This window comes from Corallococcus sp. CA053C, from assembly GCF_003611675.1.
In the GTDB taxonomy this organism is placed as follows: Bacteria; Myxococcota; Myxococcia; order Myxococcales; family Myxococcaceae; genus Corallococcus.
The window spans coordinates 44,113-58,697 of sequence record NZ_RAWA01000015.1; the positions used below are offsets into that span (position 1 = coordinate 44,113).

The 14,585-nt window shown below is 70.0% G+C and carries 12 protein-coding genes; 8 read left to right on the forward strand and 4 right to left on the reverse strand.

The annotated features are described in order from the left end of the window. The first annotated feature begins 41 nt into the window (after window positions 1–41). A complete protein-coding gene (locus D7V97_RS03595; RefSeq protein ID WP_120609170.1) occupies window positions 42–533 on the forward strand; it encodes a DUF4442 domain-containing protein in 492 nt (163 codons plus the stop codon). A 419-nt stretch (window positions 534–952) separates the two neighbouring features. On the opposite strand, the gene D7V97_RS03605 is transcribed toward D7V97_RS03595, so the two are convergent. Beyond that, entirely contained in the window at window positions 953–2,095 is a 1,143-nt protein-coding gene (locus D7V97_RS03605; RefSeq protein WP_120609172.1) for a triacylglycerol lipase, read from the reverse strand. A 127-nt stretch (window positions 2,096–2,222) separates the two neighbouring features. Between D7V97_RS03605 and D7V97_RS03610 the strand changes: the two genes are divergently transcribed. The 7 genes from D7V97_RS03610 (at window position 2,223) to D7V97_RS03640 (ending at window position 11,462) form a co-directional block, all read left to right on the forward strand. Further along, a complete protein-coding gene (locus D7V97_RS03610) occupies window positions 2,223–4,301 on the forward strand; it encodes a S46 family peptidase (RefSeq protein WP_120609173.1) in 2,079 nt (692 codons plus the stop codon). Between the two features lie 81 nt (window positions 4,302–4,382). Further along, window positions 4,383–6,053: a sensor histidine kinase gene (locus tag D7V97_RS03615; protein ID WP_120609174.1), complete on the forward strand. Its 1,671-nt coding sequence runs from the start codon at window positions 4,383–4,385 to the stop codon at window positions 6,051–6,053. Further along, window positions 6,050–7,402, forward strand: a complete 1,353-nt coding sequence (locus D7V97_RS03620) for a sigma-54 dependent transcriptional regulator (protein WP_120609175.1) — start codon at window positions 6,050–6,052, stop codon at window positions 7,400–7,402. The genes D7V97_RS03615 and D7V97_RS03620 overlap by 4 nt, the downstream gene beginning before the upstream one ends. Window positions 7,403–7,583: 181 nt before the next feature. Then, window positions 7,584–9,158: a SulP family inorganic anion transporter gene (locus D7V97_RS03625; RefSeq protein WP_120609176.1), complete on the forward strand. Its 1,575-nt coding sequence runs from the start codon at window positions 7,584–7,586 to the stop codon at window positions 9,156–9,158. Then, complete coding sequence (locus D7V97_RS03630) at window positions 9,155–9,853, forward strand: carbonic anhydrase (protein ID WP_120609177.1); 699 nt, start codon at window positions 9,155–9,157, stop codon at window positions 9,851–9,853. Before D7V97_RS03625 ends, D7V97_RS03630 begins: the two co-directional genes overlap by 4 nt. Before the next feature lie 307 nt (window positions 9,854–10,160). Further along, the gene (locus tag D7V97_RS03635) at window positions 10,161–10,772 is read left to right on the forward strand and encodes an adenylate/guanylate cyclase domain-containing protein (RefSeq protein WP_120609178.1); all 612 of its coding nucleotides are present in this window, start codon (window positions 10,161–10,163) and stop codon (window positions 10,770–10,772) included. A gap of 39 nt (window positions 10,773–10,811) precedes the next feature. Beyond that, the gene (locus tag D7V97_RS03640) at window positions 10,812–11,462 is read left to right on the forward strand and encodes a glutathione S-transferase family protein (RefSeq protein ID WP_120609179.1); all 651 of its coding nucleotides are present in this window, start codon (window positions 10,812–10,814) and stop codon (window positions 11,460–11,462) included. Window positions 11,463–11,491: 29 nt separating this feature from the next. On the opposite strand, the gene D7V97_RS03645 is transcribed toward D7V97_RS03640, so the two are convergent. The 3 genes from D7V97_RS03645 to D7V97_RS03655 form a co-directional block, all read right to left on the reverse strand. Then, on the reverse strand, window positions 11,492–12,100 hold the full coding sequence (locus D7V97_RS03645) for an HAD family hydrolase (RefSeq protein WP_120609180.1): 609 nt from the start codon (window positions 12,098–12,100) through the stop codon (window positions 11,492–11,494). A gap of 25 nt (window positions 12,101–12,125) precedes the next feature. Next, window positions 12,126–14,018 (reverse strand): methyl-accepting chemotaxis protein, encoded by a 1,893-nt coding sequence (locus D7V97_RS03650; protein ID WP_120609181.1) that lies wholly within the window; start codon window positions 14,016–14,018, stop codon window positions 12,126–12,128. A gap of 78 nt (window positions 14,019–14,096) precedes the next feature. Then, window positions 14,097–14,585: host attachment protein (locus D7V97_RS03655; protein WP_233582495.1), on the reverse strand; the 489-nt coding region annotated here is incomplete at its 5' end.

Consider the following 14,585-nt stretch of genomic DNA (forward strand, 5'->3'; position numbering starts at 1 on the left):
ATGCGCGTGGGAGCAGTCTGTCGGGAAGGGTGGAGGACCGGATGTTCGCGTTGGAGATGGTGGAGAAGGTGCGGCAGGTGTCACCGGGCGCGGCGAACGCGCTGACGACGCTCGCGGTGAAGAACATCGTCCCGCTGGCGGCGGCGATGGGCTACCGGGTGGACGAGGTGACGGACGCGCGCGTGAAGGCGACGGTGCCGCTCAACCGCAAGACGAAGAACCACGTGGGCAGCGTGTACCTGGGCGCCCAGGTGACGGTGATGGAGTTGACGATGGGCGTGATGCTCTTCCGCCGCTTCCCGCCCAGCCAGTACAAGCTGCTCGTCAACCGCATGGAGGTGGTGTTCCACGCGAAGGCGAAGAGCGCGGTGAGCGCGGTGTGCGAACCCTCGGAGGAAGTGCTCGCGGGGCTCGCGTCCGCGCTCAAGGCGAAGGGAGACAAGGCGGAGGCGTGGATCCCCGTGCAGCTCCTGGGCACCGACGGCCAGCGCGTCGCGGAGGCGCGCTTCCTGGCGGTGTTCAAGCGCGGCTAGGAGGGGTCTTCCCGTCGACGCCCTGCCCAGGAAGGTATTCCTCGGGCGGGGCCGAGAAGCCGTTCCAGAACACCCAGAGGCGACGACAGTTCGGGCATTTAAGGAAGCTGTTCATGGCCCCGTAGACGGCCTCCGCATCGACCTGTCCCGAGAACTGGTCGAAGGCCGTGTCCGAGATGAACAGCCACTCATCAGGGCAGGGGATCTGGCCGTACGAAATCCGTTGCCCGCACCTGCATTCCAAGCTCGGCACTGGTGGCCTCCCAGGGTGATCACATCCTGAATGATGGTTGCTCCCGCTCCCCGGACCAGGACGTTGCCAAGCTCCGCATGTGTCACGGAGGTCTGGCTCAGGTCGAGCACGACGCTTGTTCCCATGTGCGGTGGGAAGTGGCCCCTCCGCCAGTCTTCAAGCGCGGCTAGCGCGGCGGCTCTTCCTCCATCAGGAAGTCGCCAATGGCCTTCCACATGGCCTCGAACTGGGGCCGGCGGAAGCCGGAGCCGGAGATGAGCCAGTCCACGTGCGGGGGCTGGTGCGCCGGCTGGTCGAAGTGGCCAATCGCATCCAGGTGGTCCGCCCTCACCGCCGCCAGCACGCGCCCGTACACCTGCGAGCGCGTGGGCACGATGCCGTCGCACGCGGTAGGGCCCGGCATCGCGCCGTAGGCCTGCACCAGCGCCGCCGTCTGCGCGGGCGTGTGCAGGGGCAACTGCGTCAGCGGCATGCGCTGCGTCTGCCCGTACACGAACGCGTAGATGGTGTGCGTCAGCTGCGCGTACGGGTCCATGCCCGCCGCCAGCCGCGTGCGGAAGGACGGCGGCCGGGCCTGCGTCACCACGGAGCCGTACCGCACCCCGGGCCGGTCATGCGTGGAGGCGTTGAACAGGTCGATGCCTTCCGGCGTGAGCTGCGGAATCAACGACGTGTCGCGCCCCACGTCTCCCAGGAACTTCGCCACCGCGTCGCGCCGCTCGCTGGAGAAGTCCCCCAGGAGCTGATCATAGAGCTGATCCAGCAGCGTCGCCTTCCACCCCAGCTGATCATCCGCGCGCGCCATCAGGTGCCCGAAGCGGAACACCACGCTCAACGGCAGCCGGCCGAACCGCAGCACGTACATGGTGAACAGCGACAGCAGCTTCAAGAGCTGCTGCCCGAACAGCCCCAGGAAGAACGTGGCCAGCGGCGTGCCCGCGTGCGGCGCGGACAGCGTCACCACCGTGCGCACCCTGCGTGCGAAGGGCTCCAGCTCCAGCCCCTCCGCCAGCTGCGCACCCGGGCTCACGAACAGCCGGGCGTCCAGCCCGCCCGTGGAGTGGCCCACCAGGTGGATGGGGCCGTCGTCGCCGGAGGCCGTCTCGTTCACGGCCTTGAGGAGGTCCGCGGTGCGCTGACGGATGGACGCCGTGGGGTGCGAGACGACCGTCACCACCTCCGCGTCCACCCCCCTGCGGGCCAGGTCCTTCTTCAGGAACTCGTACGTGTGGCCGAAGTAGAGGAGCTCGCCCAGGTTGGTGAAGCCGAAAAACCCGGGGACGAGGTACACGTGGTGCTTCGCGGACATTGCGCCCCAGCATACCCGACCCCCCGCGCACCGGCTTGGAATACCCGGCGGCCTGCCTGGTTGACGCGCGCCCGTCCGCATTGACAGAACCGGGCGCCTTTTCCCTCTTGCCCAAGGAAGACTCCCCGTGCACCGCAGACTGCTCGCGCTCGGCCTGCTGCTGTCCCTCCCCGCCTCCGCCGAAGAGGGCATGTGGACCTATGACGCCTTTCCCGCCGACGCGGTGAAGAAGGCCTACGGCTTCGCGCCGGACCAGGCCTGGCTGGACAAGGTGCGCCTGGGCTCGGTGCGGCTCGCGGGCGGGTGCTCCGCGAGCTTCGTGTCGCCGGACGGCCTGGTGATGACGAACCACCACTGCGTGCGCAGCTGCATCGAGGACCTGACCACCGCGAAGGACGACCTGCTCGCGAAGGGCTTCCAGGCAAGGACGGCGAAGGAGGAGCGGCGCTGTCCCAAGATTGAAGCCAACCAGCTGGTGGAGATGACGGACGTCACCGCGCGGATGAACACGGCGACGAAGGGGCTCACCGGCGCCGCGTTCAACACCGCGCTCAAGAAGGAGACGGCCGCCGTGGAGGCCGCGTGCGCCACCGGCACTGACGTGCGGTGCGACGTGGTGACGCTCTACAACGGCGGCAAGTACCAGCTCTACAAGTACCGCCGCTTCCAGGACGTGCGGCTCGTCTTCGCGCCCGAGTTCTCCATGGCCGCCTTCGGCGGGGACGCGGACAACTTCAACTTCCCGCGCTACGGCTACGACGTGTCCTTCGTGCGCGTGTGGGAGGGCGACGCCCCGGCCAAGAGCCCGCACTACCTGCCGTGGGCCAAGGAGGGCGTGAAGGAGGGTGACCTCGTCTTCGTCTCCGGCCACCCCGGCGGCACCGAGCGCAAGAGCACCGTGGCGGAGCTGGAGTTCCAGCGCGACGTGGCCCTGCCCAACACCCTGCTGTCGCTGGCGGAGATGCGCGGGATGCTGCGCGAGTACGCCAGCGGTTCGCCGGACCGCTACCGGCTGGCGCGCTCGCGCCTGCGCGGCGTGGAGAATGGCCTCAAGTCCCTCAAGGGCCGGCAGCAGGCCCTGGCGGATCCCGCGCTGCTCGCGCGCAAGCGTCAGGAAGAGGCGGAGCTGAAGAAGCGCATCGACGCGAACCCCCAGGCGAAGGCCTCCACCCAGGGCATGTGGGAGGAGACGGCGAAGGCGCTGGATACGTGGCGCCGGACGATGGACGACTACCGGATGAAGGGGGCGGGGGACGCGTTCCGCTCGGAGCTGTTCACCCACGCGCAGCAGCTGGTGCGCGCGGCGGAGGAATTGCCCAAGCCCAACGCGGAGCGCCTGCGCGAGTACACCGACGGCCAGCTCCCCGCCCTGCGCCAGCAGCTCCTGCGCGAGGCGCCCATCCCCGCGGAGCTGGAGACGCTGGGGATGACGTTCGGCTTCAACAAGCTGCGCGAGACGCTGGGCGCGGATGACGCGTTCGTGCGGCTGGTGCTGGGCAAGGAGGCGCCGGCGGACCTCGCGCGCTCGCTGGTGCGCGGCACGAAGCTGGGCGACGTGAACGTGCGCAAGGCGCTCTTGGAGGGCGGCAAGGCCGCGGTGGAGGCCTCGAAGGATCCGATGATCCTCCTGGCGCGCAAGGTGGACGCGGAGACGCGCGCGTCGCGCAAGCAGTACGAGGACACGGTGGAGGCGGTGCTCAAGCGCAACGGTGAGCGGCTCGCCAAGGCGTACCTCGCGGTCAACGGCACGTCCGGCGCGCCGGATGCGACCTTCACGCTGCGGCTCAACTACGGCCAGGTGAAGGGCTGGGACGACAACGGCAAGCCCGTGCCCGCGCTGACCACGTTCGGCGGCGCGTACGGGCGCGACACCGGCAAGGAGCCCTTCAAGCTGCCCGACCCGTGGGTGAAGGCGAAGGGGAAGGTGCCGGACGAGACGCCGCTCGACATGGCGACGACCAACGACATCATCGGCGGCAACTCCGGCTCGCCGGTGGTGAACCGCGACGGGCAGGTGGTGGGCCTCATCTTCGACGGCAACCTGCCATCGCTGGGCGGCCGCTACGCCTACGTCCCTGAGTCCAACCGCGCGGTCGCGGTGCACGGTGACGGCATCCTCGCCGCGCTGGAGCACGTGTACGGCGCCACCCGCGTGGTCAACGAGCTGAAGGGCGCGCAGCAGGCGCCCGTGGCCCCGGGCCGCTGACGAACACGCGCAGGCGGTGGAGGGGGACAGCCGCAGGTCCTCCTCCACCCGTGCGGGGCGAAATGTGTTGATGATGGGCGCATGTCGTCGCCCCCGGCCCATCCCTCGCTGCCCTCTCTCGTGCCCCCACCGGGCGAGCTTCTTCGCGCGCAGAGAAAAGCGGGCCGGTCCGCCGTCGTCAGCCTGATGCTGCTCTGGGGCGCCGCCCTGGTGAGCCCCTTCGTGGCCTACCAGGAGGACGTGAAGACGGCGGAGGGCGAGCTCCTCGACCACCTGTCGGACCGCGCGGGCCTCCAGGCCCAGGCACTGGGCGCGCATATCGGACTGCTGCGCTCGGAGCTGCAACGGCTGGCGGAGCACCCGTCGCTCAGACCCGAGGATGGCGCCACGGGACCCGAGGTGGCGCTCCTCGAGAATGCCTTCAGCCACACGTCGCTCTTCTCGGCGGGAGTCGCGCTGGTGGCAGCGGACGGCCAGCGCATGTGGAGCGACCCGGCGGACATGCCGCTCGGGCGCACACCGCTCGCCGCGCGCCCGTGGTTCCGGCGGATGGTGGAAGAGCGGGTGCCTTCGGTCGGACTGCTGGACGAGGAAGGTGGAGGGCTCGTCGCGGTCGCGGTCCCCATCGTGCGCGACGCGCGTGTCGTGGGCCTCCTCGTGGGCGAGCTCGCGACGGCGAACGAGCTGCTACCGACGACCCCTCGCGGGACGGACGAGTCCGTGGTCGCCCTGCTCGGCGAGCGCGGTCGGCTCCTCCTCCCAGCAACGCCCCCGCCACTGCTGCGCCAGCCGGAGCTCGCCACACGCCTCCGCCCGCTGGTGGACGCTCCCGCGGCCATCACGCTCGGAGGCACTCGGCTGCTCGGCGCGGCGGCGCTCGTTCCCGGAACCGACATGCTGCTCGCCGTGCTCGATGACGAGGCGCGGGATCGCGAGATGCTCAAGCGCCGCTACCTCGGCCAGCTCGGCTTTCACACCGCGCTGCTTGGCGGAGTGCTCCTGCTCTTCACGGTGCTCCTGCGTCGCTCCTACCGTTCGCTGGTGGCCGCCGAAGAGCAGTTGCGGCGCCAGGAGACGATGGCGGCGCTCGGCACGGCCTCTTCGCTCATCGCCCATGAGGTGAAGAACGCGCTCAACAGCATGCAGGCCGCGCTCAGCATGATTCGCGCGAAAGGGGGGGAGACGACCTTGCCCGTCCAGGCGCTGCGTTCCCAGGCGGACCGGCTCGGCCACCTTGCCCGTTCATTGCTGGGCTTTGCTTCCCCCCATTCCATGCAGCGGCGCAGCTGCGAGATGCACCTGCTCGTCCAGGACGCGCTTCAAGCCGTGAGGCTCCTGCCGGAAGCCGCGGATGTCGCCATCGAGACCACGCTGCAGGAGGGGCTCTTCGTGAAGGGGGACCCGACGCTGCTGGTCTCCGCGGTCGACAATCTCATGCGCAACGCCGTCGAAGCCGGCGCCGTCGCCCATGATGTAGGCCAGCAGCCCACGCCTCGCGTCGAGGTCCGGCTCCTTCGCGAAGCCGCGGAGGTGGTGCTCGTCGTGGAGGACAACGCGGGAGGAGTGCCCCCGGCCTTCGAGCCGCGGCTCTGGGAGCCCTTCGCGGTGGGGCGGTCGAAGGGGATCGGGCTGGGGCTGCCGATGGTGCGCACGGCCATCCGTGCGCATGATGGGGGAAGCGTCTCCTACACCCGCGTGCCCGGAGGCAGCCGCTTCACGGTTCGCCTTCCACTCGAGAAAATGGCGTCATGAGCACCTCCCTGCTGCTCGTCGATGACGACAGGACCTTCTCCTCGCTCGCGGCGTCCATGCTGAGCCAGGAAGGTTTTCGCGTCCGGGTCGCGCGCTCGCTGCACGAGACCCGCGTCGCGCTCGCCGCCGAGGCGCCGGATCTCGTCGTGCTGGACCGGAGGCTGCCGGACGGAGATGGGCTCGTGTTCCTGCCCGAGCTGCGTGCCCAGCTTCCGGCGACGGTCGTGCTGATGGTGACCGCGCACGGCGATATCGAGAGCGCTGTCGAAGCCATCCGGGCGGGTGCTCGTGACTACCTGAGCAAACCCGTCGAGATTGACGACCTGGTGATGCGCGCGCGCCGCGCGGCAAGCGACCTCCAGCTGCAGGAACGGCTGCGACAGGCCGAGAGCGTCCTCGAAGGACGGCATCGGATGGCGGAGCCTCGCTCGCCAGCGATGCAGCAAACCCTCCAGATGCTGGCGCGGATCGCCACCACTCCGCGCAGTCCCGTCCTGCTGCTCGGGGAGACAGGCACCGGGAAGGCGGTGCTCGCCCGCCACCTCTATGCCCTGCGCCAGAAGCAGGGGGCCTTCGTGCAGATCAACTGCGCCGCGCTTCCGGACACGATGATGGAGAGCGAGCTCTTCGGACACGAGCGCGGCGCCTTCACGGATGCGAAGACAGCCAGGCGCGGGCTCGTGGAGCTCGCGAGCGATGGGCTCCTCTTCCTCGACGAGGTGGGTGAGCTGCCGCTCGCGCTCCAGGCCAAGCTGCTCACGTTCCTGGACAAGGGGGCCTTCCGACGACTCGGTGGCACGACGGAGCTCACGAGCACCGCCCGCATCGTGGCAGCCACCAACAAGGACCTCGAAGCGGAGGTCGCCGCCGGGCGCTTTCGCGAGGACCTCCTCTTCCGGCTCAGCGTGTTCCGGGTGGACGTGCCCCCCTTGCGCGAGCGCCGCGAGGATGTGCTGCCACTCGCACGCGCGCTCGTGCTGGAGCTCTGCTCGGAGCTCGGCCGGCGCCCGGTGCCCTTCTCTCCCGCCGCGGAGGAGCGCCTGCTGAGCTATCCCTTCCCCGGCAATGTGCGCGAGCTGCGCAACGTGCTCGAGCGAGCGCTCGTGCTCGAAGGCGGGCCTGTGCTCGAGCTGCCGTCCCTCGCCAAGGGGGGCGGCACACCCCCCTCGGTCGACCCCAACGCCTTCTCCGTGTCAGGCCCACCGAGGCCGCTCGAGGAAGTGGATCGACTCTATGTCCGGCACGTGCTCGAGCAGCTTGGCGGCAGGCGCATGGAGGCGGCCCGCGCACTGGGCCTGTCCTATCCGACCTTCCTCCGCCGCCTCGAGGAGAACCCACCCTCGGAGTGAAGGACTTAAAAAGTCTTTCATCGGCTGAGCCGCGGGCTTCAAGTTTCTTTCATCCCCGGGTCCTCATGCGTCACGCCCCCGCCGGGAAAGGCCCGGGATCGGGTGGCACGACGATTGCCTAGCCCCTCCTGTCACGTCGAGCCCCTGTACGGGTTCGGCCGATGACAGGGGAGTTCAAGCAATGACTTCGGTTGGAAAAGCTGCGGAGGCGAGGCCCTCGTTCAAGGAGATCCTCGCCTCGGATTTGCCGGCTTCGCTGGTGGTGTTCCTGGTGGCGCTGCCCCTCTGCATGGGCATCGCGCTCGCCTCCGGAGCGCCCATCATGGCGGGACTCATCGCTGGCGTCGTGGGCGGCTTCGTGGTGGGCCTGATGGGCGGCGTGCCGCTGCTCGTGAGCGGCCCCGCGGCGGGCCTCGCGGTGATGGTGTTTGGCTTCATCCAGCAGCTGGGCTTCGCCGTGACGTGCGCGGCGGTGGCCGCGGCGGGTCTCGTGCAGGTGGCGCTCGGCGCGCTGAAGGTGGCGCGTTCGGCGCTGGCCATCTCGCCGGCCGTGATCCACGGAATGCTCGCGGGCATCGGCATCCTCATCGTGCTGGGGCAGGTCCACATCGTTCTCGGCGGCTCTCCGCAGAGCAATGCCTGGAACAACCTGCGGGAGCTGCCCGGGCAGGTGATGGACCTTCATGGACCGGCCACGCTGCTGGGGCTGCTCACGCTGGGCATCCTCATCGCGTGGCAGTTCCTGCCGAACGGGCGGCTGAAGAAGGTCCCGGGTCCGCTGGTGGCGGTCGTGGGCGGAACCGCGGTCGCGGCGGTGTTGAATGCGAACGTGGCACGGGTGCAGCTGGCGGCGGATGCGCTGTCGGCCATCAAGCTGCCCGCCCTTCCTGAAGGGGCGGCGTGGGGTGCCTTCTTCGTGGCCGTGCTGTCCCTCGCCCTCGTGGCGAGCGCCGAATCGCTGTTGAGCGCGGTGGCGACCGACAAGCTCCACACGGGGGCGCGGGCGAACCTTGATCGCGAGCTGCTCGCGCAGGGCGTGGCGAACACCGTCTCCGGTCTGGTCGGCGGTCTGCCCATCACCGGCGTCATCGTGCGCAGCGCGGCGAACATCAACGCCGGCGCGAAGACGCGCTGGTCGGCGGTGCTTCATGCGGTGTGGATGCTCGCCTTCGTGACGCTGCTGGGGAGCCTCGCGTCCTACGTGCCCCTGACGGTGCTCGCCGGCCTGCTCGTGCACGTGGGCCTGAAGCTCGTGAACCTCGCCCACATCCGGGAGCTGCGGCACCGGGGCGAGCTGCCCGTGTACCTCATCACCGTGGCGGGCGTCGTGGGCATCAACCTGCTCGCGGGCATCGGTCTGGGACTCGGCGCGGCCATCCTCCGGCTCCTGTGGCAGCTCGGCCAGGTGCGCGTGGAGCGCCAGGTCGCCAATGACGTTCACCAGGTCTGCATCAGCGGAGCGCTGACGTTCGTCGGGGTGCCGAAGCTGTCGACGGCGCTCGCGCAGATTCCCTCGGGCTCCAAGGTGGAGGTGGACGTGGCGGTGAACACGCTCGACCACTCCGGCTTCGAGGCGCTGGAGAGCTGGGCCGACACGCATCGCAAGACGGGCGGCACCGTGATCATGGAGCCGCTCGAGGACGTCTGGAAGCGGCGTGACGCGCGTGCGGCCCCCGCCGTGGAGCCTGCCGTGGCGCTACCCCCTTCGTCCCCTGTTCATCACGCTTCGTCTCTCGCTTCCGGAGGTGCTCAGTGAAGAAGCTCATCAGAGGTCTGCTCGATTTCCAGCGTCACACCCTGCCCTCGTACCGGACGACCTTCGCGAGGCTCGCGAAGGGGCAATCCCCTGACTGCCTCTTCATCAGCTGCTCGGACAGCCGCGTGGTGCCCAACCTGCTCGTCTCCACGGACCCCGGTGACCTCTTCACCGTGCGCAACGTGGGCAACCTCGTTCCGCCCGCCGTGCGCAACGGACAGGCGGATCGCTCGGAGGCGGCGGCGATCGAGTTCTCCCTGGGCTTCCTGCCCATCGAGGACGTCGTGGTCTGCGGCCACTCGAGCTGCGGCGCGATGAAGGCCATCCTGGCCGGAGGCGTCGTGGACGGCGCACCGAACCTCGAGCAGTGGCTCGCGCACGGAACGCCCTCGCTCAAGGCGTTGCGGGAGAACACCCAGGTGGGCGTGGGGCTGCCCGAGGCGGATCGCCTCTCCCAGCTGAACGTCCTCGAGCAGCTCGAGCACTTGAAGACCTACCCCATCGTGCGGGACCGGCTCGCGGCGGGAACGCTGCGGCTGCACGGCTGGTGGTTCGACATCGGGGCGGCACAGGTTCACGCCTACCGGGCGGACCTCGGCCGCTTCGTTCCCATCGACGAGACCGAAGGGGATCGGCTCCTGATGGAGCTGAGCGACGCAGCGGGAGAGCAGCCGGGTCTCCGCGCCGTCCAGTAGGGCGGCATCGAGCCTCAGCGACCCTGCGTCCAGCGCGGATCGCTGAGGCTCCTGACTCGCAGCCAACGTCTCCCACCGCAGCGCGTCGGGTGCCTGACACGCACGGACCAGGATGCCCTGGGTGCTTGGTGCATTGCGTCAGCGGAGCACTACGTTGGGGGCGCGGACAGGGTGTCCGCCTCTGACTTCGCACGGTTGCGTCCCCCGGGGCGTCCCCGTCCGGGCAGGTTCCCGACCGGGTTGGGAGCCAGGGCCCGTCGTGCAGTAGCATCGCGTTCGTCTGCGCCGGGGGGAGGGAGGATGCACGATGGTGGTGGAGGCCCCGGAGCCCCGGAAGATGTCGGCCATCATGTTCACGGACATGGAGGCCCCCGCAGGTCAACGCTGGCGGGATGAGTCGCTACAACAAGACCTGCACGAGGAGCATGGACGGCTCGTGCGGGATCTGCTGCCGCGCCATGGTGGGCGCGAGGTGAAGCAGTTGGAGGAGGGTGGCTTCCTGCTGGAGTTCGAGGCGGGGCTGCCCGCGGTGTCGTTCGCGCTGGAGTGGCGCGCCGCCGTGGACGCGCGCAACCGGATGGCGCCGTCGGACAGGCGCATGTCCGTGCGTGCCGGCGCGCACCTGGGCCTCGTGGTGCACCGCGACGGCGACGTGTTCGGCGAGGGCGTCAACCTGGCGGCCCGCATCGAATCCCTGGCGCGCCCGGGCACCGTGTACGTCAGCGAGACGGTGGCCGCGCAGGTGGCGGGATGCCTCCAGGCGCCCCCGGTGCGGCTGGGCCGCAACGAGCTGAAGAACATCCGGCTGCCGGTGGCGGTGTTCCGCATCGACACGCCGGTGGAGCCCCGCGCGGAGGGCGCGCTCATGTCTCGCGTGCGTTCACTCCTGGGCCGTCGGCGCGTGCCCCTGGGCGGTTAGGGCCTGACGGACGGGCGCGCGGCGGTAAGGTGCCGCGCCATGTCCGAACTCACCCTGGTCGTTGGTTCCAAGAACTTCTCCTCGTGGTCGCTGCGCCCCTACCTGGCCCTGGCCCACACCGGCCAGCCGTTCCGCGAGGTGCTCGTTCCGCTGGACACGCCGGAGACGGCGGCGCTCATCGCCATGCACTCGCCCAGCGGCCGGGTGCCGGTGCTCAAGCACGGTGACACGGTGGTATGGGACTCGCTGTCCATCTGCGAGTACCTGGCGGAGGCGTTCCCCGACGCGCGCCTGTGGCCCCAGGACCGCGCGACACGCGCGATGGCGCGCTCGGTGACGTCGGAGATGCACTCGGGCTTCCAGGCCCTGCGCACGCACCTGCCCATGGACATCACCGCGCGCAAGACGGTGCCGGGCGGGGACGCGCCGGGCGTGCACGCGGACATCGCGCGCGTGCAGGCGCTGTGGGCCGGCTGCCGCGAGCGCCATGGCAAGCAGGGCCCGTTCCTCTTCGGCGCCTTCACCATCGCGGACGCGTTCTACGCGCCGGTCATCACCCGCTTCGTCACCTACGGCGTCCCGTTCCGTCCGGAACTCACCGCGTACCGCGACGCGGTGCTCGGGCTGCCCGCGATGCGCCAGTGGACCGAGGCCGCCGCGGGCGAGCCGCCCCTGGCCCGCTACCGCTAGGCCAGCGCCAGGCTCACGGCCTCACCGCCTCACAGGCCCAGCGACTTCAGCTGCGCGTCGAACGCGGGCGCGTCCGTGAAGACGAACCCGCGCAGGCCCAGGGCCCGGGCCGCGTCCACGAACTCGGGCAGGTCGTCGAAGAAGGCGGCCTCGTCCGGCGCGCAGCCCGCCTTCTCCAGCGCGATCCGGTAGAGGGCCGGCTCCGGCTTCACCGCGCCCACCTCGCAGCTCAGCACCAGCGCGTCGAAGCGCTGGAGCAGCGGCAGCAGGGGCTTCACGTACGCCACGTGCAGCGCGTTGGTGTTGGACACCAGCACCAGCTTCACCCGGCCCACGAGCCCCTCCACGCGCGGCAGCACCGCGTGGTGCACCGTGAAGTGGCTGCTCCACAGGGGCGCGAACTCCTCCATCGGCAGGTCCACGCCCAGCGCGCCGCACACGTCCCGGCGGATGCCCTCCGCGTCCAGCAGCCCCCGGTTCGCCGCCGTCCACCCGGCGCCGGTGAGCCGCCGGGCCGCCTCCTGCGGGGCAAGCCCCGCCCGGGCCGCGAGCCGCGCGAAGAGCAGCGCGTTGTCGTGGAACACCAGCACGTTGCCCAGGTCCAGCAGCAGGGCCTTCACGGCGGGGACAGCGGCCACGGCGGACTCCTTTTCCGTCAGGGGGCTAGATGCGGTACGCCCGCGCGACGCCTTCCATCCGGCCCGCCACTTCCTGCAGCCGCCGCGCGGCGCCGGTGGTGGACTTCAGGCTGGCCTGGGTCTCGCTCATCATCGAGGACATCTCCGTCACCGCGCTGAAGATCTGCGCGATGCCCGCGTTCTGCTGGCTCACCGCGCCGGCGATCTGCCGCGCCGCCGCGGCGTTGTCCTGGACGATGGTGGCCAGCTCCCGCAGGTGCTCGCCGCTCGTGCGCACCTGATCCAGCCCCTCCGCGACGCTCGCGTGGCTCTGCTCGGTCATCTTCGCGGTGGAGATGATGGCGTGGCCCAGGTCCCCCAGGACGTCGCGCACCTTCTCCGTGGCCTGGATGGATTGATCCGCCAGGTTGCGGATCTCCCGCGCCACCACGCTGAAGCCCTTGCCGTGCTCGCCGGAGCGCACCGCTTCGATGGCCGCGTTGAGCGCGAGCATGTTGGACTGATCCGCCAGGTCCTTCACCGTCTGGGTGATGCCGCCAATCTGCTGCGTGCGCTCGTTGAGCTGCACGATGCGCATGGCCATCTCACCGGACTGTTCGTGCAGGCCCTGGAAGCCGTCCAGGCTGTCGCGGATGGCGCCCTCGCCCGCGCGGCCCACCTCTTCCGCCCGGGCGGCCACGCCCAGCACGGTGTCCGCCTTCTCCGCGGCCAGCAGCGACGTCTGCTTGATCTCCTGCGCGGTGACCTGCGTCTCCTGGAGCGCCGCGGCCTGCCGGGCCACGTTGCGCTCCTGCACCTCGGACGCGAGGTTGAGCTCCGCCACCGTCTCACTGAGCACGCGCGTGCCCTGGTGCAGGCTGGTGGCCGTCTCGTGCAGGTTCTTCATCATCTGCGAGAAGGCCTCCGTCAGCTCGCCCACCTCGTCCCCGCCCACCTTGATCTGCATCACCTGCGTGAGGTCGCCCTCCTTCACCACGCGGCGGACCACCTCGCTCAGCGCGCGCAGGGGGCGGGTGATGCCGCGCGCGAGGATCCACGAGCCCACGCCCACCGCCGCCACGAACAGGGCCGCGAGCCCCAGCACCAGCCGGCGCATCTGGTTGAGGGGCGCGTACGCGTCCGCGGGATCCAGCTGTCCCAGGACCTTCCACCCGTCGCCCACGTCGTGCACGTCGGCGCTGTTCACCGCCGCCACCACCACCCGGCCGATGTCGTCGTGCGCGTCCTTGCGCGTGTCGAAGAGCGTCTTGCCGTTCGCGCCCACCAGCTCCAGGGAGAAGCTGTGGTGGCCGCGCTGCTCGGCCCGGGCGAGCGCGGGCTTCACCAGCTCATCCAGCTGTCCCCAGTCGAACGCGGCCAGCAGCACGCCCAGGCGCTTGCCACCTTCATCCAGCACCGGCACCGCCAGCGGCAGCACGTGCACGCTGAAGATGGGGTCTTCCACGTCCACGCCCTCCGCCGTGGTGCGGCCGGCCTGGGCCTCGCGGAACCACGCCGCCGCGCGCACCTGGGCCGCGCTTCCCGCGTACGCATCCCGCAGCGCGGGCGTGCTCGCGGAGACCGCCACGCCGTCGTCGGTGAAGAGCACGATGCCGTTGAGCGTGAGGTAGCGCCGCTGCAAGAGCGCCAGCATCGCGTCGCTGGCGGCCGCGTCCTTCGTGCGCAGCGCGGCCCGCAACACCGGGTCCTCCGCCCAGCTGTTCGCGCTCGACTCGCGCTCGGCCAGGGTGGACTCGAGCAGGTCCTTGAAGCCTTCGGCCTCCATGCGCAGCGAGGAGTCGATCTGCGCCTCCGTCTGCCGCCGCATCAGCGAGTCCTGCAACCCGGTGAGCGCCAGCAATGGCACGCACGACACCAGGGTCATGTAGAGCAGCAGCCGCCCACGCAGCGTCAGGGACCGCAAGAAGAAAGAAGGCATGTCACGTCAGGCGCGAAGAGAGGTAACCCAGGTCCTATACCAGAACCCAGGCCACTTACCCCTCGGCCGGCCGTCTGCCTACAACAGGGGCACCCGGTCAGGCAGATCCCTCGCCGACAGGTTCGAGTAGTCCGCGTCCAGGTCCAGACGCACCCGCTGCTTCACGCGCGTGCTCAGCAGGCCGCGCAGCTTGCCCAGGAAGGAGGGCGGGGCGGCGATGACGAGCTGATCGAAGGTGTGCGTGTCCACGCCCTTGTCCAGGTGCGCGGACAGCTCCCGGGCGAAGCGCTCGTGCTCCAACTCGCGGCGTCCGTTGGGCTCGTTCTCCGCCACCGGGCCGTGCAGCGTGCCCGCGTTGGGGTTGTCCGGCTGGTTGTAGAGAACAGTCGACTTGGTCCGGCTATCGTCATGTTGGAACTGTTCGATGAGGTCCCACTTCTCCGCCTTCGCCGCGTCCGTGGCGAAGAGTCGGGCGCGACTCGCGTTGGCCACCAGGATCCAGAGCCTCTTGTCCGCCATCTTCACGCCCTGTCTCTTATACCCATCTCCGAGCCCACGCGACGCGTA

What these genes read in the sequence shown, in the direction of transcription:
- D7V97_RS03625 (WP_120609176.1), top strand. Translation starts at nt 7,584, where the DNA reads ATGACTTCGGTTGGAAAAGCTGCGGAGGCGAGGCCCTCGTTCAAGGAG.
- D7V97_RS03615 (WP_120609174.1), top strand. Translation starts at nt 4,383, where the DNA reads ATGTCGTCGCCCCCGGCCCATCCCTCGCTGCCCTCTCTCGTGCCCCCA.
- D7V97_RS03650 (WP_120609181.1), bottom strand. Translation starts at nt 14,018, where the DNA reads ATGCCTTCTTTCTTCTTGCGGTCCCTGACGCTGCGTGGGCGGCTGCTG.
- D7V97_RS03640 (WP_120609179.1), top strand. Translation starts at nt 10,812, where the DNA reads ATGTCCGAACTCACCCTGGTCGTTGGTTCCAAGAACTTCTCCTCGTGG.
- D7V97_RS03635 (WP_120609178.1), top strand. Translation starts at nt 10,161, where the DNA reads ATGGTGGTGGAGGCCCCGGAGCCCCGGAAGATGTCGGCCATCATGTTC.
- D7V97_RS03595 (WP_120609170.1), top strand. Translation starts at nt 42, where the DNA reads ATGTTCGCGTTGGAGATGGTGGAGAAGGTGCGGCAGGTGTCACCGGGC.
- D7V97_RS03605 (WP_120609172.1), bottom strand. Translation starts at nt 2,095, where the DNA reads ATGTCCGCGAAGCACCACGTGTACCTCGTCCCCGGGTTTTTCGGCTTC.
- D7V97_RS03620 (WP_120609175.1), top strand. Translation starts at nt 6,050, where the DNA reads ATGAGCACCTCCCTGCTGCTCGTCGATGACGACAGGACCTTCTCCTCG.